Source organism: Geodermatophilus sp. DSM 45219, from assembly GCF_900104025.1.
Classification (GTDB): Bacteria; Actinomycetota; Actinomycetes; order Mycobacteriales; family Geodermatophilaceae; genus Geodermatophilus.
In genome coordinates, this window is the sequence record NZ_FNIQ01000004.1 from 24,744 (window position 1) to 43,746 (window position 19,003).

Annotated in this window: 21 protein-coding genes and 1 tRNA gene; 8 read left to right on the forward strand and 14 right to left on the reverse strand. The window is 76.1% G+C overall.

The window, feature by feature from the left end:
* Nucleotides 1–35 precede the first annotated feature (35 nt).
* From BLR12_RS13030 to BLR12_RS13045, 3 genes are all read right to left on the reverse strand, one after another.
* Complete coding sequence (locus BLR12_RS13030; RefSeq protein WP_091378695.1) at nt 36–848, reverse strand: ABC transporter permease subunit; 813 nt, start codon at nt 846–848, stop codon at nt 36–38.
* Nucleotides 845–1,750 carry an ABC transporter ATP-binding protein gene (locus tag BLR12_RS13035; RefSeq protein ID WP_091378698.1) on the reverse strand — a complete coding sequence of 302 codons (906 nt, stop codon included), beginning with the start codon at nt 1,748–1,750 and terminating at the stop codon, nt 845–847. Before BLR12_RS13035 ends, BLR12_RS13030 begins: the two co-directional genes overlap by 4 nt.
* A gap of 219 nt (nt 1,751–1,969) precedes the next feature.
* Nucleotides 1,970–3,022, reverse strand: coding sequence for an NAD(P)-binding domain-containing protein (locus tag BLR12_RS13045; RefSeq protein WP_255363476.1), 1,053 nt, complete (start codon nt 3,020–3,022; stop codon nt 1,970–1,972).
* 140 nt (nt 3,023–3,162) lie between these two features.
* On the opposite strand from BLR12_RS13045, the gene BLR12_RS13050 reads away from it, so the two are divergent.
* Nucleotides 3,163–3,783: a hypothetical protein gene (locus tag BLR12_RS13050; protein WP_091378706.1), complete on the forward strand. Its 621-nt coding sequence runs from the start codon at nt 3,163–3,165 to the stop codon at nt 3,781–3,783.
* A 353-nt stretch (nt 3,784–4,136) separates the two neighbouring features.
* Here the strand turns inward: BLR12_RS13050 and BLR12_RS13055 are convergent, their stop codons facing one another.
* The gene (locus BLR12_RS13055; RefSeq protein ID WP_091378709.1) at nt 4,137–4,703 is read right to left on the reverse strand and encodes a TetR/AcrR family transcriptional regulator; all 567 of its coding nucleotides are present in this window, start codon (nt 4,701–4,703) and stop codon (nt 4,137–4,139) included.
* Nucleotides 4,704–4,861: 158 nt separating this feature from the next.
* On the opposite strand from BLR12_RS13055, the gene BLR12_RS13060 reads away from it, so the two are divergent.
* The 3 genes from BLR12_RS13060 to BLR12_RS13070 are packed head-to-tail and all read left to right on the forward strand — an operon-like array spanning nt 4,862 to nt 7,784.
* Nucleotides 4,862–5,482 (forward strand): TetR/AcrR family transcriptional regulator, encoded by a 621-nt coding sequence (locus BLR12_RS13060; RefSeq protein WP_143018770.1) that lies wholly within the window; start codon nt 4,862–4,864, stop codon nt 5,480–5,482.
* A 57-nt stretch (nt 5,483–5,539) separates the two neighbouring features.
* A complete protein-coding gene (locus BLR12_RS13065; RefSeq protein ID WP_091379861.1) occupies nt 5,540–5,926 on the forward strand; it encodes a DUF6394 family protein in 387 nt (128 codons plus the stop codon).
* Between the two features lie 13 nt (nt 5,927–5,939).
* A complete protein-coding gene (locus BLR12_RS13070) occupies nt 5,940–7,784 on the forward strand; it encodes a potassium channel family protein (RefSeq protein WP_091378715.1) in 1,845 nt (614 codons plus the stop codon).
* 15 nt (nt 7,785–7,799) lie between these two features.
* Here BLR12_RS13070 and BLR12_RS13075 read toward each other — a convergent pair whose 3' ends face one another.
* On the reverse strand, nt 7,800–8,765 hold the full coding sequence (locus BLR12_RS13075) for an aldo/keto reductase (RefSeq protein ID WP_091378718.1): 966 nt from the start codon (nt 8,763–8,765) through the stop codon (nt 7,800–7,802).
* A gap of 148 nt (nt 8,766–8,913) precedes the next feature.
* Between BLR12_RS13075 and BLR12_RS24530 the strand changes: the two genes are divergently transcribed.
* Nucleotides 8,914–9,084 carry a hypothetical protein gene (locus BLR12_RS24530; protein ID WP_176832498.1) on the forward strand — a complete coding sequence of 57 codons (171 nt, stop codon included), beginning with the start codon at nt 8,914–8,916 and terminating at the stop codon, nt 9,082–9,084.
* The gene (locus BLR12_RS13080) at nt 9,081–9,797 is read left to right on the forward strand and encodes a hypothetical protein (protein WP_091378719.1); all 717 of its coding nucleotides are present in this window, start codon (nt 9,081–9,083) and stop codon (nt 9,795–9,797) included. The genes BLR12_RS24530 and BLR12_RS13080 overlap by 4 nt, the downstream gene beginning before the upstream one ends.
* On the opposite strand, the gene BLR12_RS13085 is transcribed toward BLR12_RS13080, so the two are convergent.
* The 7 genes from BLR12_RS13085 to BLR12_RS13115 all read right to left on the reverse strand — a co-directional run bounded on the left by BLR12_RS13085 (nt 9,782) and on the right by BLR12_RS13115 (nt 15,707).
* On the reverse strand, nt 9,782–10,195 hold the full coding sequence (locus BLR12_RS13085; RefSeq protein WP_091378722.1) for a VOC family protein: 414 nt from the start codon (nt 10,193–10,195) through the stop codon (nt 9,782–9,784). The two genes, BLR12_RS13080 and BLR12_RS13085, sit on opposite strands and share 16 nt — an antisense overlap.
* On the reverse strand, nt 10,192–11,019 hold the full coding sequence (locus BLR12_RS13090; protein ID WP_218120659.1) for an AraC family transcriptional regulator: 828 nt from the start codon (nt 11,017–11,019) through the stop codon (nt 10,192–10,194). The genes BLR12_RS13085 and BLR12_RS13090 overlap by 4 nt, the downstream gene beginning before the upstream one ends.
* Nucleotides 11,020–11,130: 111 nt before the next feature.
* Nucleotides 11,131–11,781 carry a phosphatase PAP2 family protein gene (locus BLR12_RS13095; RefSeq protein ID WP_091378727.1) on the reverse strand — a complete coding sequence of 217 codons (651 nt, stop codon included), beginning with the start codon at nt 11,779–11,781 and terminating at the stop codon, nt 11,131–11,133.
* Nucleotides 11,781–12,389: a phosphatase PAP2 family protein gene (locus tag BLR12_RS13100; protein WP_143018771.1), complete on the reverse strand. Its 609-nt coding sequence runs from the start codon at nt 12,387–12,389 to the stop codon at nt 11,781–11,783. Before BLR12_RS13100 ends, BLR12_RS13095 begins: the two co-directional genes overlap by 1 nt.
* 11 nt (nt 12,390–12,400) lie before the next feature.
* On the reverse strand, nt 12,401–13,483 hold the full coding sequence (locus tag BLR12_RS13105) for a flippase-like domain-containing protein (RefSeq protein WP_091378732.1): 1,083 nt from the start codon (nt 13,481–13,483) through the stop codon (nt 12,401–12,403).
* The gene (locus tag BLR12_RS13110; protein ID WP_091378735.1) at nt 13,480–14,073 is read right to left on the reverse strand and encodes a hypothetical protein; all 594 of its coding nucleotides are present in this window, start codon (nt 14,071–14,073) and stop codon (nt 13,480–13,482) included. The genes BLR12_RS13105 and BLR12_RS13110 overlap by 4 nt, the downstream gene beginning before the upstream one ends.
* The gene (locus BLR12_RS13115; RefSeq protein WP_255363477.1) at nt 14,070–15,707 is read right to left on the reverse strand and encodes a phosphatase PAP2 family protein; all 1,638 of its coding nucleotides are present in this window, start codon (nt 15,705–15,707) and stop codon (nt 14,070–14,072) included. The genes BLR12_RS13110 and BLR12_RS13115 overlap by 4 nt, the downstream gene beginning before the upstream one ends.
* Before the next feature lie 185 nt (nt 15,708–15,892).
* Between BLR12_RS13115 and BLR12_RS13120 the strand changes: the two genes are divergently transcribed.
* Nucleotides 15,893–16,810, forward strand: a complete 918-nt coding sequence (locus tag BLR12_RS13120) for an ABC transporter substrate-binding protein (protein ID WP_091378742.1) — start codon at nt 15,893–15,895, stop codon at nt 16,808–16,810.
* Nucleotides 16,811–16,889: 79 nt separating this feature from the next.
* On the opposite strand, the gene BLR12_RS13125 is transcribed toward BLR12_RS13120, so the two are convergent.
* On the reverse strand, nt 16,890–17,285 hold the full coding sequence (locus tag BLR12_RS13125; RefSeq protein WP_091378744.1) for a DUF805 domain-containing protein: 396 nt from the start codon (nt 17,283–17,285) through the stop codon (nt 16,890–16,892).
* A 235-nt stretch (nt 17,286–17,520) separates the two neighbouring features.
* Nucleotides 17,521–17,593, reverse strand: a tRNA-Lys gene (locus tag BLR12_RS13130).
* Between the two features lie 176 nt (nt 17,594–17,769).
* Here BLR12_RS13130 and BLR12_RS13135 point away from each other — a divergent pair.
* Complete coding sequence (locus tag BLR12_RS13135; RefSeq protein WP_091378747.1) at nt 17,770–18,948, forward strand: L,D-transpeptidase; 1,179 nt, start codon at nt 17,770–17,772, stop codon at nt 18,946–18,948.
* Nucleotides 18,949–19,003: the final 55 nt, after the last annotated feature.

A 19,003-nucleotide genomic window follows, 5' to 3' on the forward strand; every position in this document is an offset into this window, starting at 1 on the left:
ACCGGCAGTGCACGAGGGACACCGGCGACGGGCGGCTACGCGTCGCGGCGGCCGAACACCACGGCGCCGACGGCCAGGACGGCGACGACCTCGGCGACGAACACCGCGAAGCCCACCCACGGGTCGAGGAGCAGCGGGTTGAACGACTCCGGTGTCGCGATGGCCGACCCGGCGTTGCCCGGCATCAGCTTGGTCGCCCACTCGCCCCAGGCGCCGGGCAGCACCATCACCAGGTTGCCGACGACGAAGACCAGGCCCAGCACGATCGCCAGCGCCGCGGCGGTGTGCCGGACCAGCAGGCCGACGCCGGCGGCGAACAGCCCCAGCCCGGCCATGTAGAGACCGCTGCCCAGCATCGACCGCAGCACGCCGTCGTCGGTGAGGGCCAGGCCGATGCCCTCGCGGTCGAGGAACCAGTTGCCGCCGAGGTACCCGGCCAGCGCGGTCAGCGTGCCGGCGACGGACAGCGTCGAGGCGAGCACCGCGGCCTTGGCCGCCAGCACCGCGCCGCGCCGCGGGGTGGCCGCCAGCGTCGCGCGGATCATCCCGGTCCCGTACTCGCCGGTGACGACGAGCGCGCCCAGGACGACGGCGCAGACCTGGGCGAAGACGATCCCCCAGGTGACGAACGCGCCGACCGGCTCGCCGACGTCCCCGCGGGCCAGCGCCTCGGCACTGAGCGCGCACACCAGCGTGGTGAGGCCGGCGCCCAGCACGAACATCGCCGCGAGCGACCAGGGGGTGGAGCGGACGGTCCAGAACTTGACCCACTCGGCGCGCAGCGTCGCGGTGGGGCCGGGTGCGGCCGGGGTCTCGGTGCGGGTCCAGGCGTGCGTGCCCACGGTCATCGGGGGGCTCCTGCGTACTCGACGCTGTCGGCGGTCAGGGTCATGAAGGCGTCCTCGAGCGAGGAGCGCACCAGGGTCAGCTCGTGCAGCAGCAGGCCGGACCGGCCGACCAGCTCGCCGACGCCGGCCGGGTCCAGGCCGCGCACCCGCAGCTCCCCGCCGTGCGCGGCGACGTCCAGGCCCTCGCGGCGCAGCAGGGTGGCGACCTCGTCGTGCTGCGGGCTGCGGACCCGCACGTGGGAGGCGGCGTGATCGGCGACGAACTCCGCCGTCGAGCAGTCGGCGAGCACCCGCCCGCGGCCGATGACCACCAGGTGGTCCGCGGTCAGCGCCATCTCCGACATCAGGTGGCTGGAGACGAACACCGTGCGGCCCTCGGCGGCGAGGTCCCGGGCCAGGGTGCGGACCCAGCGGATGCCCTCGGGGTCCAGGCCGTTGACCGGCTCGTCGAGGACGACGACCGGCGGGTCGCCCAGCAGCGCGGCGGCGATGCCCAGCCGCTGGCCCATGCCCAGCGAGAACCGGCCCACCCGCTGGCCGGCGACCGCGGTGAGGCCGACCAGCTCGAGCACCTCGTCGACGCGGGCGCGGGGGATGCCGTTGCTGACGGCCAGCCAGCGCAGGTGGTCGCGCGCCGAGCGGCCCGGGTGCAGCGCCCGGGCCTCCAGCAGCGCACCGACCTCACGCAGCGGCGCGGGGGAGTCGGCGTAGCGGCGGCCGTTGACGGTGACGCTGCCGGAGGTGGGCCGGTCCAGCCCGAGCACCATCCGCATCGTCGTCGACTTGCCGGCGCCGTTGGGGCCGAGGAAGCCGGTCACGCGGCCGGGCTCGACGGTGAAGCTGATCCCGTCGACGGCCGTGCGCTCGCCGTAGGTCTTGGTCAGCCGGTGCGCGGTGATCACGGGGTCACCAGGGTCGGGGAGGTCATGTCCAGCAGGCTCTCGGCCGCCGGCGACCGGGGGTATCCGGGAGCGCCCTGACCCGACCCTGAACGGTCCCGGAGCTCGTCGCGCGAGACGATGCCGGACGCCTGAGCAGTTGCGGTCGCCGACACGTGGCGACACGCCGTCGCCAACGACCACAACTGCTCACTCGGCCGCCCCGGCGCCTGCCGGGCCCTGCTACGCCGAGCGGGGGAGGGGTGCCCCGGCACGCAGCAGCCGGTGCAGCGCCACCGCGGCCTCCCGGCCGGCCCGGTTGGCGCCCACCGTGCTCGCCGAGGGGCCGTAGCCGACCAGGTGCACCCGCGGCTCGCCGGCCACCTGCGTGCCCGCCATCCGGATGCCGCCGCCCGGCCCGCGCAGCCGCAGCGGGGCCAGGTGGCCCAGCGCCGCGCGGAAGCCGGTGGCCCACAGGACGGCGTCGGCGCGGACGGACCGGCCGTCGTCCCACGCGACCCCGTCGGGGGTGAGCCGGTCGAACACCGGCAGCCGGTCGAGCACGCCGCGCGCCCGGGCCTCCCGGACCCACGGCGTCACGACCAGCCCGGTGACGCCGACGACGCTGGACGGGGGGCGGCCCTCGCGGACGGCGTCCGCCACGAGCGCGACGGCGGCCCGGCCCTCCTCGGGCCCGAACGGCTCCTCCCGCCAGACCGGCGGGCGCCGGGTCACCCAGGTGGTGTCGGCGACCTCGGCGATCTCCCCGAGCAGCTGCACCGCCGAGGCGCCGCCGCCCACGACGACCACCGACTGCCCGGCGAACTCCGCGGCGCCGCGGTAGTCCGGCGGGGTCAGCTGGCGGCCGCGGAACAGCTCCTGCCCGGGGTGGCGCGGCACGAACGGGCGGGTCCAGGTACCGGTCGCGTTGACGACGGCGTCGGCGGTCCAGGCGCCGGCCGTCGTCTCGACGCGGAACCGCCCGTCCGGGGTGCGGCGGACGGCGCGCACCCGCACCGGCCGCACCACCGGCAGCGCGAAGTGGCGCTCGTAGTCGGCGAAGTAGGCGGGCACGGCCTCGGCGGCGGGGACGTCGTCCCCGGCGGGCGGGAACGGCAGCCCCGGCAGGTCGTGCACGTGGTGGGTGCGGGCCAGGGTCAGCGACGGCCAGCGGTGCTGCCAGGCGCCCCCCGCGCGCTCCTCGGCGTCCAGCACGACGAAGCCGACGCCCAGCCGGCCGAGGTGGTGCGCCGCGCTCAACCCGGCCTGCCCGGCGCCGACGACCGCAACCTCCACGTCCCTGCCCACGTCCGGACAACCGCGCCGCGGCGGTCCGGCTTCCTTGCGGATCTCTTGCGGGTGCCCGGCGGGTCACCTGCGGATGGGCCAGCAGAGTCGTCCCCGTCACCGAGACGACCAGCACCCGGGAGAGCACCGTGAGCGCCCAGACCGCAGGACAGGCCCGCCGGACGCGGACGCGCATCGCCGCGTCGGTCGTCGTCCTGGGGGCCGCCGCCTCCGTCGCCGGACTCGCCACCTTCGGCACCTTCACCGACAGCACCACCCCGGTGGTCAGCCGCCTCGACACCGGCGTGCTGTCGATCACGCTCACCGAGGCCGCGCACACCGCGACGCTGTCGCTGTTCGACCGGGGCGCGTTCCTGGCCGGTGACGTGGAGAGCTCGCCGGTCGACCTGGTCAACGACGGGACGGCGCCGCTGTCGGAGCTGCGCCTGGGCTCGGTGGCCGCGCGGTCCAGCGTGCTCGACACCGACCGGGTCCACGGGCTCCAGTTGGCGGTGGAGTCCTGCTCGGAGGCCTGGGAGCCTGCCGGCGGCGCCTGGACCTGCGGCGGGACGACGACGCGGCACTACGCCGGGCCGATCGTCACCGACGTCGAGCTGAGCGGTGCGGCGTCGCTGGCGCCGGGCGGCACCGACCACCTGCTGCTCACCGCGAGCCTGCCGTCGACGGCGACCGCCGACCTGGTCGAGGGCGCCACCAGCTCGCTGGACTTCGTCTTCAGCGGCACGCAGCGCGACGGCGCCGCGCGCTGACCCGGCCCCGGAGGGCCATGCGCAGCGGGCCCGGGAGGGCCATGCGCACCGGGCCCGCGAGGGCCATGCGCACCGGGCCCGCGAGGGCCACGCAGACAGCCGGCGTCTCCATCGCACGGGGGGACGGAGCCGCCGGCGGCACGACCGGCGGCGTCGGAGGGGACGACGCCGCCGGGACGGGGGACGACCGGGACACCGTGGGGGACGGTGTCCCGGCCGGGCCGGGCACGCCGCGGGGGAACGGCGCGACCGGCAGCACGACGACCGGCACGGACCGTGGGGGACGGGGGTGCCGGTCGAGGGGGACGTACGGGGCCGGCCGCGGGGGACCGCGACCGGCCCCGTCGCGTCGCTCAGGCCGGCAGGTGCTCGGGACCCAGCCCGGTGACCAGGTGGTCGACCAGCTCGTCGAGGTCCACCGGGCACCGCGGGTTGGCCGCCCGCAACCGGTCCAGGGCCAGGCCGCGCAGGAGCCAGTTGAGCGTGTGCACCCGCGACGCCGCGACCCGGCCGTCGGCCACCGCCCCGGCCAGCAGCGTCCCCAGGACCTGGGCCAGGGGACGGTCGAAGGCCTGGACGACGGCCTGCTTGATCCGCGGCTCCCACTCCGCGGCGCTCAGCACGGCCGCGACCGCCCGCTCGTCGCGGCCCCGGCGGGCCAGCCACGGACGGACCAGCGCGGCGAGGTCGGCGCGCAGGTCACCGGTCGGCTCCGCGGACGGGAAGACCCGCACCGCCTCGAGGGCGGTGACGACGACCTCCACCAGGTCGGCCTCCTCCACCAGGGCTCCGGCGGTGCCGGCCCGGGCGCGGACCTCGGCCAGCGTCAGGCCCTCGTAGCCGACCTCGCTGAGGGCGTCGAGCGCCGCCGACAGGACCACCCGGGAGCTGGGTGAGGCCCAGTCGAAGCGCCGCTCCATCGTCCTCCTCGCCGGGGGTGCCACCCCGCGGTGTGCCGGTGGTGCCCGCACCGTAGGTCTCGGACGGCGGAACGTGCAGGTTCCGTTGCTCTGCGTTCCCCCCGACGGGTGCAGCACTCCGTCCTGCGCTGTTCCACAATGCGGGTTACGTTCGCCTGGTGACACAGTGTGACGTCCCGCCCGCCGTCCGGCCGACCCGTACCCGGGCCGGCGGGCCCCGGCTGGACAGGTCCCGCGACGCGGCGATCGCCTCCGCCGTGGTACAGGTGCTCGGCCGCGCGGGCTACGCGGGCCTGACGATGGACGCCGTCGCCATGGCCGCCGGCGTGGGCAAGGCGACGATCTACCGCCGGTGGTCGAGCAAGGCGGAGCTGCTGCTGTCGGTCATGGACGTCGTCGTCGCCCCGGTGCTCGACGTCCCCGACACCGGGTCGCTGCGCGGGGACCTGATCGCGCTGCTCACCGAGGTCGTGGAGCTCTTCGGCGGCCCGTCGGGGCGGGCGATCCGCAGCCTGCTCGGAGCGGTCATCGACGACCCGGTGCTGCAGGAGGGCTGCCGCCGCCTGCCGCTGGCCAACTGGGATGCCGCGTGGGGGACCGTCGTGGGCCGGGCGGCGGAGCGGGGCGAGGTCGGCGCCGGCGCGGCGGGCACGGTGGCGGCCGAGGTCGGCCCGGCGGTGCTCGCGCTGCGCTGGCTGGTCACCGGCCGCCCCTTGGACGACGCCGTGGTGGCCGAGCTCGTCGACCACGCGGTGCTGCCGCTGTTGCGCCGTCCGTAGCGCCGGAGGCCGCGGACGGGGATGCTCAGCTCCTCGTCGGTGTCGGAGGAGGTCCGGGTGAACCTGGAGAAGGTCGTCTTCGGGTTCTTCGTGCTCCTGGCGGCCACGCTGAACTTCGGGTTCTTCATCGGTGACATCGACCGGCCCGAGCTGCACAACCGCTACGAGCTGTTCGCGGCGGTCGTCGTCAACCTCATCGCCACCGTGCTGAAGTTCGGCGACCGCACGCAGATCGGTGCCGTGCACCTGGCGACGAGCCTCGTGGCGAGTCTCCAGCTGGTCGCGGCGGCCCTCATGTACGGCTACGCCGCGTACGTCTCGACCGCGGGAATGACCCCGGGGTGGACGGCGAGCGTGGTGTCGGTGGCCGGTGGGGCGCTGCTGGCCAACCTCGTCTCCGTGGTCCTGCTGGTCATCGAGACCGTCTCCTTCCACCGCGGATGAGCCGGAGGACGCCGTGGGCAACCCGCTGCTGACGTTCTGGAACCGCCGGGACCGTCGCGAGGAGGAAGAGGAGCGGCGCGCCCGCCGTGCCCGCCTGCTGGCGGCCGCGGCGTCGGCCAACCGGGCCTCCGAGACGGTCTTCCTCATCCTCCGGCGCATGCGGGCGCCGCTGATCGTGCTCATCGCCATCTTCTCCGTGAGCGTGCTGGGCCTGACCCTCATCCCCGGCCAGGACGCCGAGGGCCGGCCCTGGGACATGGGCTTCTTCGACGCCATCTACGTCATGAGCTACACCGCGACCACGATCGGCTTCGGCGAGATCCCGTACCCGTTCACCTACAACCAGCGGATGTGGGTGACCATCTCGATCTACCTCACGGTGGTCGGCTGGGCCTACGCCATCGGCTCGCTGCTCGGCCTGCTGCAGGACCGGGCCTTCCGCTCGGCGCTGGCGCTGCAGCAGTTCACCCGCCGGGTGGCCCGGCTGGCCGAGCCGTTCGTCCTCGTCGCCGGGTACGGCCGGGCCGGGGAGCTGCTCGGTCACTCGATGGACGCGCTGGGCCGCCGGGTCGTCGTCCTGGACAAGGACTCCGAGCGGATCGACGGCCTGGACCTCGAGTCCTACCACGGTGACGTCCCCGGGCTCGCCGCCGACGCCCGGGACCCCGGGCACCTGGGCGTCGCGGGGCTGGACCACCCCTGCTGCGAGGCGGTCGTGGCGCTCACCGACGACGACGAGGCCAACCTGGCGGTCGTGATGACCACCGCGCTGCTGCGCCCGGACCTCCCGGTGATCGCGCGGGCGACGACGCGCGTGATGGCCGAACGGATGGGGGTGTTCGGCTCGCCCAGCGTGGTCAACCCGTTCGATCTCTTCGGCGACCACGTGCAGCTGGCGCTGCGGGCGCCGGCGTCCTACCAGCTGCTGACCTGGCTGGAGAGCGGGCCGGGCGCCCCGCTGCCCCCGCGCGGCGCGCCGCCGGCGAGCGGCCGCTGGATCGTCTGCGGGTACGGCCGGCTCGGCCGGGAGCTCACCGCGGACCTGCGCGCGGAGGGCATCGACGTCACCGTCATCGACCCGAGCCCGCACGACGACGTCGACGACGTCGTGGTGGCCGGTGGCTTCGAGCCCGGGGTGCTGGAGGCGGTGGCGCTGGAGGACGCCGTCGGCTTCGTCGCCGGGACGGACAACGACATCACCAACCTCTCACTGGTGAAGGCCGCCCGCCGGGCCAACCCCCGGCTGTTCCTCACCGCGCGGCAGAACCGGCCCTCGAGCGCGCCGCTGTTCGCCGCGATGGAGCTCGACGCGCTGCTCGTGCCGACCGAGGAGATCGCGCACGAGGTGTACGCCCAGCTGTCGACGCCGCTGCTGTGGCGCTTCCTCCGCGCGATGCCGGCGCTGGGGGACGCCTGGGCCGCGGACGTCGTCGACCGGCTCACCGCGCTGTGCGGGCAGCACCTGCAGGCGCTGTGGAAGGTGCGCCTCACCGAGCGGGAGGCCCCGGCCCTGACGTCGTGGCTGGCCTCGGGTGAGGGGCGGCTCGGTGACCTGCTGCGCAACCCGGAGGACCGCGACGAGCCGCTGCACGCGGTGCCGCTGCTCCTGCTGCGGGGGGACGACGCGACGCTCGCGCCGGGCCCCGACGTCACCCTGGCGCCCGGGGACGAGCTGCTCCTCGCCGGCTGGCCGGCCGCCCGCCGGGCGCTCGACGTCACCCTGCTCGTGGACGCCGTCCTCGAGTACGTGGTGACCGGCCGCAGGGTGCCCTCGAGCTGGCTCTGGCGGAAGCTGGGCCGCCCGGCCCCGGACCCCGAGGAGACCGCGCCCCGGCCCCCCGCGCGCACGCCGTCCTGACGGCGCCGGCGCGGGTCAGTGCCAGGGCAGCCGGCTGCGCCCGGCCCAGTACTCCGGCGCGGGCTCCGGGACGACGAGGTCCGCGACGTCCGGTCCGACGGCCAGCCCGGTGGCCCGCAGGTTCGACTCGAGCTGCGCCACCGTGACCGCACCGCTCAGCACGACGTCGACCCACGGCTGCGCCAGCACCGCGGCGAGGACGACGGCGTCCACCGCGACCCCCAGCTCGCGGGCGGCCCGGGCCAGGCCGGCGGTCGCCGGGGAGCCCGCGGCGGCCAGGCGCCCGTTGGCCAGCGCCTCCTTGACCACGACCCGCGTGCCGGCGGCGTGCGCCTCCGCCAGCGCGTCACCCGCCGACCGCTCGAGCAGGTTCCACGTCGTCTGCACGCTGGTGAACAGCGGCCGCCCGTCCACGGTGAGCGCCAGACCCCGGCGGACGGTGTCGGCCTGCGCCGGTCCGGAGGTCGAGAAGCCCAGCTCCACGCCTCCCGCCCGCACCTCGGCCAGCGCGGCGAGCAGCGCCCGGTCGGTCCACAGCTGGCTGTCGGCCGTGAGCGAGTGGACCTGGTAGAGCCGCAGCCAGGGGCCGAGCAGGTCGCGGGTCTCCGCCCACTGGCGCTCGAACGCCGCGCGGCTGTGCTCCTTCACCTCGTGCTGCCCGGCGTCGGTCCGCCACCCGGCGGTGTACCGGTAGCCCCACTTGCTCGCCACGAACGGCTCGGCGCCCGAGCCGCGCAGCCAGGAGGCCAGGAACTGCTCGGCCCGCCCGTAGGACCGGGCGGTGTCGACGTAGCCGATCCCGGCGGCGGTGGCCGCGTCGAGCAGGGCGTGTGCCCGGGCCTCGAGCGCGGCGGGCGACCGGTCGGCGGGGAGGTCGGCGTCCCGGCCCAGCGTGATGTAGCCGGGGCGGCCGACGGCGGCCAGGCCCAGCCCGAGCTGCGCGGTCCCGGACCGGCTGCGCGGCGACGACGGCAGCGGCATGGTCGTCCTCCCGGGGGCGGTGCTCGGCTCCCGGCGGACGCTAGCGGAGACGCGAGCGACCGGCTGGCGCAGTGCCTCCCGCGGGAGACCGGCCGGTGCTTCACTGGGGTGTCCCAGAGGGCCGACCCGCACGGGCGAGGAGCCGTCGATGCACACGCCGACCGCACCGCTGGAACCCTGGACAGTCCCGGCCGCCGAGCCCTGCGTGGCCGGCGACATCGGCGTCGAGCGCCGGGAGATCGAGTGCGAGCCGGTGGCCGACCCGGCTCCGGCCGCACCGGCGCCCGCACCGGCGCCGGCCGCACCCGTCCCGGCGTGACCCTCCCGGCCGACCCCGCCGCGGAGCCGCCGGCGCTGGTGCCGGGGGAGCTGCGGGGCTACCGGCGGTTCCGCCTGGCCGAGGACGGCCTGCGCCCGCCGGTGCACGTCGCCGCCGGCCCGTGGGACTGGCCGGTCGAGCGGGCCCGCTGCGCGGTGGACGACGCGCACGTGCCGCCCGCGCGGGGCTGCGGCTGCGGCCTCTACGGCTGGTACCACCCCACGTCCACCGGCCTGGGGACCGGCTGGGGGGACGTGACCGCGGTGGTCGCCGCCCGCGGCCGCATCGTCCTCGGCGACTCCGGCTTCCGGGCCGCCGCGGCGCGCGTCCAGGCCGTCAGCCTGCCGCACCGCGCCCGCCTCGCCCCGCGCCGGCGTCGCCGGTGGGAGCGGCTGCTGGCCGAGCGGTACCCGGGGGTGCCGGTCTACCGGTCCCGGCGGCGCATGCTGCGCCGGCACCCGCCGCAGGACCTGTCCGCGCTGGGCATCGCCGTCCGGCCCAGCGCGGCCGCGCGGTACCGCTGGGCCGCCCTGCTGCTGTGGCTCGGCGGCGTCCTGGCGCTGTGCTCGGTGGCGGTGGTCCCGCGGCCCGTGCTCGTCGGGATCGACTCGGCGCAGTGGCTCGGCGTCCTGGCCGGCTTCGTCCTGTGGCAGGCCGCGCTGGGCTGGCTGGTGTCCCGGGCGTCCCCGCTGCCCGGTCAGGCGCCGCGGTAGGTGCCGACCGTCCAGAGGTTGCCGTCGGCGTCGCGGACGCCGAACTCGTGGGAGCCGTAGTCGGTGTCGTGCAGCTCCTGCAGCACCTCGACCCCGGGCAGGCCGCGGACGCGCTCCCAGGCGGCGTCGACGGTGGCCGGCTCGGCCGCGACCACGTAGACGCCCTGGGGTCCGAGGGCGCCCCAGTCGCCGGGCTTGCCGCGGCTGCCGAACATGACGCCGCCGCCGTCCGGCCAGCGGGCCTCGGCGTGCGCGACGGTGCCGTCCTCGTCGCGGTAGCAGGCGGTCACGGCGAAGCCGAGCCCCTCGGTGAGGAAGCGGATGCCGGCGTCGACGTCGGTGAAGCCGACGCTCGGCCAGACGGTGGGCGCGGGGGTGGTGGTCGTCGGTGGAGTCATGACCCGGAGCCTCCCGCGGCTGCGGCGTCGGTGTCTTGGACGAACGGGAGCTCCTCGCGCAGCCAGGTGCCGATGCTGCACCCGGCCAGCGCCCGCCACTCCCGGGCCAGGTGCGGCTGGTCGGCGTAGCCGCACCGGGTGGCGACCTCGGCCAGCGGCGGGCGGCCCGGGTCGACCAGCATCCTGCGCGTGGCCTCGAAGCGGGCGATCCGGGCGGCCTGCTTCGGCGTGACCCCGGTCGCCAGCCGGAACCGCTCGGCGAGGTGCCGCCGGCTCCAGCCGACGTGCGCGGCCAGCTCCTCGACCCGGCAGCGGCCGGCGCTGCCGTGCACCAGCCGCCAGGCCTCGCGCACCTCGGGCGGGACGGGGACGACGGGGCCGGAGAGCCGGTCGACCAGCGCGGCGTCGAGCCGGGCGAACCGCTCCGCCCACCCGTCGGCCGCTACCAGGTCGTCGACGAGCCGGTCCGCGGCCCGGCCGAGGAGGTCGGCCAGGTCGACGGTGCGCCCGGCGAGCTCGACCGCGGGCACCCCGAGGAGGGCCTGGGCCCCCACCGGGGTGAGGGCGTACTGCAGGCCCTCCTGCGGGCGGCCGGCGTCGATGAGGGCCGGCCGGGTGTGCAGGCCGCCGACGACGGCGTGCGCGGCCACCGCGGGCCCCGGTCCGGTGACCCGCAGCGGTGCGGCGAGCTCCACGACGAGGGTGAGGTGGGCCGACGGCAGCCCGCGGTGCAGCCCCGTCGGCATCGCGGGGGAGGAGTAGCCGTGCGCGGCCGCGACGACGGGCCGCAGCGGCGCCTGGAGGACGTGGCGGTGGGCGGGCACGGGCCGGGCCTCCTCCCGTTCGACGGCCGGTGGTGCGGTCATCCTGCCGCGCCGGCCGCACGCCGCGAGGTGCCTCCCGCGCGCGAGAGGCACCTCGCGGGCTGCTGCCCGTCACGGGGTCGGGGGCGCCGGGGAGCCGATCCGGCTGCGGAGCGCCATGAGCAGGGCCGGCCAGCCCAGGGCCAGGCCCGCCCCGAGCAGGGCTCCCGCGACGGTGTCGCTGAACCAATGCGCCCGGAGGTAGACCCGCGAGAGCGCCATGAAGGCCGCGAACGCCACCGCGCGCACCTCCCAGCGCCAGCGGCTCGCTCCCGGCCGGGCGAGGACCAGCACGAGACCGACCGCGGTCACCGCGCCGGCGATCGCGTGCCCCGACGGGAACGCCGCGGCGGAGGTCTCGATCAGGCTGCCGGGCGGTCGGTCCCGGCCGTAGGCCGCCTTGACCGGCCCGATCAGCAGCTCGCTGGTCAGCACGGCCAGCGCGAAGGCCGCCAGCCGCAGCCAGTGCCGCCGCCAGGCCAGCAGCGCCATCGCCGCCACGCGCAGCGGCCAGTTGACCGCGCCGCTGCCGAGCCAGGACAGCGCGACGGCGACCGCGGTCGTCGGGTCGTTGCGGACGTCGCCGGCGAGGTCCCAGACCGCGTCGTCCACCGCCTGCACGGCCGGCCGCGTGGCCGGCAGGGCCACCAGCACGCCGAGGACGACCGCGCCGGCGAGCAGGCTGCCGCTGACGAGCAGGGCGCGCCGCGAGTCCACGAGCATCAGGCGGGCCGCCCGATCAGCAGCCGCACGCACCCGGCGACCGCGAGCCCCAGACCCGCCCCGCCCACGACGTCCAGCGGCAGGTGGGCGCCGACGTGCACGCGGGCCAGGCACACGGCCAGGGCGAGCGCGACGCACACGAGCCGGCCGCGGGTACCCAGCCACGGCCAGGCCAGCGCCACCAGCGCGACCGCCACCGCGGCGTGCCCGGAGACGAAGCCACGGCCCTGCGCCTCGGCACCGCGGACGACCACGTCGGCGAGCAACCCGTCCGGTCGCCCCCGGACGACGAGGTCCTTGACCCCCTTCGCCGCCAGGTAGGTGCCGACCCCGGCGAGGAGGATCCCGGCGGCCAGCCGCCAGCGGCGCAGTCCGGCGGCGAGCACCGCGGCGGCCGGCACCACCAGCAGGTTGCCCAGCTGCATGGCCGGCCAGACCAGCCAGAACGGCAGCACGGTCGGGTCGTTGAGCACCCGGAAGACCGCGGTCTCGGCGGCGCCGACCCCGGCGCGCTCGACGGGGAGGGCCGCCAGCACGAGCAGCACGGCGCCGGCGGCGGCCAGGGCCAGGTCGGCCCAGCTCCGCAGCCCGCCGTGTGGCGCACGCACCGCCGGTGTCGTCACACCGTCTCCGGGACCAGCTCCGTGCGCGGCGCGGAGTTCGGCGTGCGCCGCCACGACCTGTTCCGCCGCCAGAACACGTAGGTGGCCAGGCCGAGCGGGATCGGCAGGACGTAGGTCAGCGCGCGGTGGACCAGGACCGCCGCGGCGACCGAGGCCCGGGCGCCGCCGGCCGCGGCCAACCCGGTGATCAGGGCCAGCTCGACCACGCCGAGCCCACCCGGGGTGAACGGGACGGCGGTCAGCAGCCGGGCGAAGGCGAACACGGCCAGCGCCTCGGTCCAGCTCACCTCGCTGCCGTCCACCCCGACGGACCGCAGCGCGAGCAGCAGGACGAGGAACAGCGACAGGTGGCTGACGACGGTGGCCAGCGTGATCCAGTGCCAGCGGGCGTGCAGCAGCAGCGCCGTCCGGTCGCGGAACCGGCTCGTGGCCAGGTCCCAGCCGTGTACCGGCGGGCGGTGCAGCAGGCGCAGCAGCGCCGAGGCGACCCGGCCGGCGGCCGCCCCGATCCGGGCGGCGGTCTCCCGGCTGCGCAGCAGCAGCCCGAGGACCACGACGGCGGCGGCGAGCCCGGCCACGCCGGCCAGCCCGGCGGCCAGGCGCCCGGTGGTCGGCGGGGCGGAGAAGGCCAGCAGGGTCAGCGCGAGCACCGGCGTCCCCAGCTTGACGAAGTTGTTCCACAGCCCGGAGACGAGCAGGGACACCGAGGTGCGCGACCGGGAGAACCCCCACGAGGAGTTCATCGCGTAGGTCAACCCCAGGGCCAGGGCCGCCCCGCCGACCACGGTGTTGGAGACCGCCGTGGTGGTCTGGCTGGACACGGTGGCCTGCCGCAGGCTCAGCCCCGGCATCGTCGCGACCATCACGAACTGGTAGGTGGCGAGGTTCCAGGCGGCGGCCAGCAGGAGGACGGCGACCTCGACGGTCGTCATGCCGCGGACCGCGGCCCAGACGTCGGACAGGCTGGTGAACTGCGGCAGGAACCAGGCGAAGACGGCGACGAGGAGCGCGACCGACAGCAGCGGTCCCAGTGCCCGGCGCCACCACGGCCGGCGGAGCCGCTGTCCGGTGGCGGTCACGGCCCGCCCTCCACCGCCGGGGCGTCGAGGTGCAGCCGGCCGCCGCTGGTCACGTGCACGTGGTCGGCCACGTCCGCCCGGCTCACCACGTCGATGCTCTCGGTGGCCACGGCCAGCGGCTCGGCGCGGTAGTCGCCGGAGAGCCGGAACGCCATGGAGAGGCACCCGCCGTCGAAGACGTAGAACCGGGTGCCGACGTACTCGGGACGGACCTGGGTCACCCGCTCCAGGCGGCGCAGGCCGTCCCGGTCGCTCGGGATCTCGGTCGCCCCCCGGGTGTCGCAGGACGCGGTGAGCCGCGTCTCGATGGCCCGGACGCCGTCCCGGTCCGAGCCCAGCCAGAACCCGCCCGACCCGTTGCGGACCTCGACGCCGGACAGACGCCAGCCCAGCGGGACGGCGTCCAGGCACGGCACCCACGAGGCGGTGGGCACCGACTGCGCCATGAGGACCACCCCGCTGGCGGGGCCGCCGTCGTCCCCGGCCCGGCAGGCCAGCTCGGAGCCGCCCACGGAGACCGGCAGGGCGCACCCGGCCAGCAGGGCGGCTCCGAGGGCCGCCGTCGCGGGGGACCGCCACCGGCTCCTCACAGCGGGGACCGCACGATCAGGTCGAGGACGAAGCCGGCGCCGAGCACCAGGCACAGCAGGGTGACGGCGGTCAGGCCCACCCGGCGCCAGCTCCAGCGCTGGATCCGCACCGGCGGCAGCCGGTAGGGCAGCAGCCGGAGGAACTCCGCGTGCAGGTCCCGGCCCTGCTGGCGGAGCATCCGCCGCAGCTGGCTGGGCATGGTCAGCCCGCGGGTCGCGGCGAAGGCCTCGGCGATCTCCTCGTCGGAGAAGTACAGGCGGGCGCGGCGGTACACCCGGTCCGCGTCGGTGCGCAGCGCCAGGACCAGCATCGTGTTGGCGAGATCGACGGCCTGCCGCCACGGGCTGGGCCGCACCTCGGCGAACGCCGAGTCGATGAGGAACAGCGTGCCGTCGCGGACCAGCACGTTGGCCGGCTTGACGTCGCGGTGCGCCACCCCGATCTCCCACATCCGGCGCACCACCGCCAGGCCCTGGTCGATGACCCGGTCGTCGATGTCGGCCTCGCCGATCTCCCGTGCCCCGGCGAGGAACTCGGTGACGAGCAGGTACTCGCGCTCGGGGGTGATCTCCACGATCCCCATGGGGTGCGGCACGGGCAGCCCGGCGTCCCACAGCACCCGGAGGACGTAGTCCTCGTACTGCACCAGGCGCCGGACGCTGTGGTACGGCTTCTCGTCCTCGAGCCGGCCGTACAGCAGCGTGCGGCCCAGCTTGAACCAGCGGTCCGAGCGCAGGTGCGTCGCCGCGTAGAGCTTGCCGAAGACGCAGCTCTCGCCCCCGTCCCGCTCCGGATCCGCCTCGACCGTGATCTTCAGCGGGGTGGAGCCACCGGAGCCGGCCAGGCCGAACGGGGTGACCTCCGTGGCGACCAGGCCGAGCTGGTCCTGCAGGGCGCGGACGATCGCCTCGCCGCGGCTGCCGGTCACGTCCAGGTGCGCCGGTCGCCCGCGGGCGTACCGCACCGGGTACACCTCGTTGGGCGTGAGCAGCCGGAAGGCCGCCAGCGGTGCGGCCACGCCGAGGACCACGCCGGCGAGGACGTCGGTGGGGTGGTCCTGCGCGAGGTACAGCCGTGACGCGGCGGTGACCGCGAGCAGGCCGACGACGACCCACTTGCCGACCGTCCGCCACCGACCGGCCGGCACCAGGGCGTACAGGGTGCTCACCAGGAAGGCCGCGAGCACGGTGACCGGCACGGACGGCATGGAGAAGCCCGACCACGGGCCGAGGACCTCCACCCCGTAGGGCCGGGGCCGCTGCAGCGTGGTCGCGGCGGTGTCGGCGAGGTTGGCCACGACCAGGCCGACACCGAGCCAGACCAGCAGGTGGCGCCACCGGCGGCACGCCACGAGGACCACCATGTTGACCAGCCAGACCACCTTGAGCGCCACCGGGGTCGCCAGCCCGCCGGCGACCTCGGCGATCCGGGTGAGGCCGGGCGAGCGCAGCTCGCCGACGGCCTGCAGCACGCGGGTGTCGACCAGGTCGACCACGGCGATGTGCCCGGTGGCGGCGCCCACGCCCCACAGCACGGCGACGACGATGCTCGAGCCGAGCCACCACCTGCCCGAGGCGTTGAGGTGGCGGGGCAGCGGCGGGGGCTCCCCGGACGGCCGCCTCCGCCGGCGCACGCGCGCGATGGGAGGCGGCGCCGGCCGGACACCCGGTCGCGGGTGCGCCGTCACGGGCGGCGCCTGCGGCAGGGACGCCATACCGGCGAACGGTGCTCCCGGAGGCGGGTCCTGACCATCCCCTTTGGTCCCTGTTGCCGACTACGGTGCGCGGAGGTCCACCCCGGCGTGGGGGAGGAGGCGCCGTGCGACCTCGCCGCGCCCGGCTCGCCGGCGTCCTGGCGGTCCTGCTCGGCACGCTGGTGCTGGCCTGTGGCGGCCCGGCGGCGCCCCCCGCCCCGGCGACGGGGCCGCCGGTCGAGGTCGTGCGGATCGCGTCCTACGACTTCCGGGAGAACCAGATCCTGGCCGAGGTGTACGCCGAGGCCGCCCGTCGCGCGGGCCTGCCCGTCGAGGTCGACCACGGCATCGGCACCCGGGAGGTGGTCGCGCCGGCGCTGCAGCAGGGCGTGGTCTCCGCCGTCATCGACTACCTGGGGACGGCGCTGGCGTTCGCCCGTCCGCAGAGCACACCCGGGGGGCGCTCACCGGGGGAGCTGCACGCCGCCCTGCGGCTCACCCTGGGGCCGCACGGCGTGGCGGTGCTCCGCGCCGCCCCGGCCGAGGACCAGAACGGCTTCGCCGTCGCCGCCTCCTTCGCCGAGCGGCACGGCGTGCGGCGGTTGTCGGACCTCGTCCCGCTCGCGCCGGAGCTGCGCTTCGGGGGTCCCCCCGAGTGCCCCGAGCGGCCGTTCTGCCTGCAGGGACTGCGCGAGGTCTACGGCCTGGAGTTCGGCGAGGTGGCGGCGATGCCCTCGCGGGCGGCGACCGTGGAGGCGCTGGTCTCCGGTCAGATCGACGTCGGCCTGCTGGAGACCACCGACGCCCGGCTGGCGGTCGCCCCGGTCGTGCTGCTGGCCGACGACCGGGCGCTGCAGCCGAGCGAGAACGTCGTGCCCCTGGTGCGCACCGACGTCCTGGAGCGCTGGGACGGCCTGCGGACGGCGTTCGACGCGCTCAGCGCCCGGCTGACCACCGACGACCTCGTGCAGCTCAACCGGGCCGTGGAGCTCGACGGCCTGACCCCCGCCGAGGCCGCCGCACGGTGGTGGGACGGCGGCTGAGCGGCCCGGCCGGACCGGACCGCGACGAGGGCGGGCCTCCCGACCGGGGAGACCGCCCTCGGGGGTGCTGCCGGGTCGGTCAGGACCAGGCGGCCGGCGGCTGCTGCGGCCACGCCGGGCCGCCGACCGGCTGCTCGGGCGAGGGGCCGAAGCGGTTCGGCCCGGGCTCGCTGCCGAGGCAGGCGAGGACGAGCAGCACGATGCCGCCGAACGGCACCAGGGACAGCAGCATCCACCAGCCGCTGCGGCCGGTGTCGTGCAGCCGCCGCACGCTGACCGCCAGCGTGGGCACGAGCAGCGCGAGCACCGTCAGCAGGGTGAGCACCGGGATGCCGAGCACGGCGTCGACCACCGAGGCGGCCACGTAGACCAGCACCGTGAACAGGGCGAAGTACCAGTACTCCGAGCGGCGGGCCCGGCCGGTGAACCCGGCGTACTGCTGGAAGACGCTGCGCACGGCGTTGCCGAAGGTCATGGATCCCCCGTCGTAGGTGAGGTCGGTCTGCGCGGATCGTCCGCGGCCCCGGCGGCGGCGCGCCAGCGATCCGGCCGGTGAGCAGCCCGAACGGGGGAGGCGTCGGGAGGTGCACGGTGTGCGCTGGTGCGCGGTTCGGGCGTCCCGTGCTGCGCACCGGCGCACACCGTCGGCCGGGCCCCGGAACGGGACAGCGGCCCCGTCCCGGAAGGCAGGAGCCGCTGGTCGGAGTGGGTGCGCCATCAGGGACTCGAACCCCGAACCCGCTGATTAAGAGTCAGCTGCTCTGCCAATTGAGCTAATGGCGCGTGTCTTCCGGTTGCGCCGGGCGACAGCCGAGAACGATACCAGCGTCCTGCGGCCCGCCGGTGTGGTGGTCCCGGAGGTCGCACGCCCGTCCCGGTCCTCGTCGACGTGGACACTGGTGGGTCGGTGCAACCAGTCGTCGGGGCCGGCGGCTGCCCACGACGCGGAGAGGATCGCGATGAGAGGCACGTCGGCGCTGGTCACGGCCGGGGCGCTGGTCCTGCTGGCCGGCTGCCAGGGCGGCGACGGCGGCGGGACGGCGGCGGCGCCGACGACCACCGCGCCGCCGGAGCCGGTCGCGGTCGAGGTGTCGCCCGCCGACGGTGCGACCGACGTCTCACCCACGGTGCCGCTGGAGATCGCCGTCAGCGGCGGCGAGCTGACCGGCGTCAGCGTCGTGAACGGTGCCGGCGCCGAGGTCCCCGGCTCGGTGGCCGACTCCGCCGGGGACCCGGCCGTCGACGTCTGGACGCCGGACACCCCGCTGGCCTACGGCGCCGGCTACACGCTGACCGCCACCGCGCAGGGGGCGGACGCCGGGACCGCCGAGGCCGCCACCACGTTCACCACCGTGACGCCGCAGACGCAGCTGACGCCGTCCATCGGCCCGCTCGACGGCCAGACCGTCGGCGTCGGCATGCCGATCCGCGTGTACTTCGAGGAACCGGTCACCGAGAAGGCCGCCGTCGAGCGCGACCTCGTCGTCACCAGCTCCACCCCGACCGACGGCGTGTGGAACTGGTTCAGCGACACCGAGGTGCACTTCCGCCCGTCGCAGTACTGGCCCGCGAACACCGACGTCACCCTCGAGGCCGACCTCTACGGCGTCCACCTCGGCAACGGCGTCTGGGGGGAGACCGACCGCACCGTCTCCTTCCGCGTCGGCGAGCGGCACGTGTCGATCGCCGACGCGAGCACCCACCGGATGGAGGTCTACGACGGCGACCAGCTGGTGCAGACCTTCCCGATCAGCGCCGGCAGCCCGGACAACCCCAGCTACAACGGGCCGCACGTGGTCACCGAGATGAACCGCCACCGGGTCATGGACTCCAGCACCTACGGCGTCCCGGTCGACAGCCCCGACGGCTACCGCACGCCGGTCGAGTACGCCGTCCGGCTCTCCGACAGCGGCGAGTTCGTGCACGCCGCACCGTGGTCGGTGGCCCAGCAGGGCCGCGAGAACGTCTCGCACGGCTGCATCAACGTCTCCACGGAGAACGCCCGCTGGTTCTTCCAGTTCTCCCAGCCCGGCGACGTCGTGGAGATCCGGAACTCCGACGCGGGCACGCTGCGGTCGCCGATCGACGACTGGACCATCCCCTGGGAGCAGTGGCGGGCCGGTAGCGCGCTGACCTGAGACAACGGCCGTTTCCCGGAGTCGATCACGGGGAACTGACCACTCCCCGAGCGCG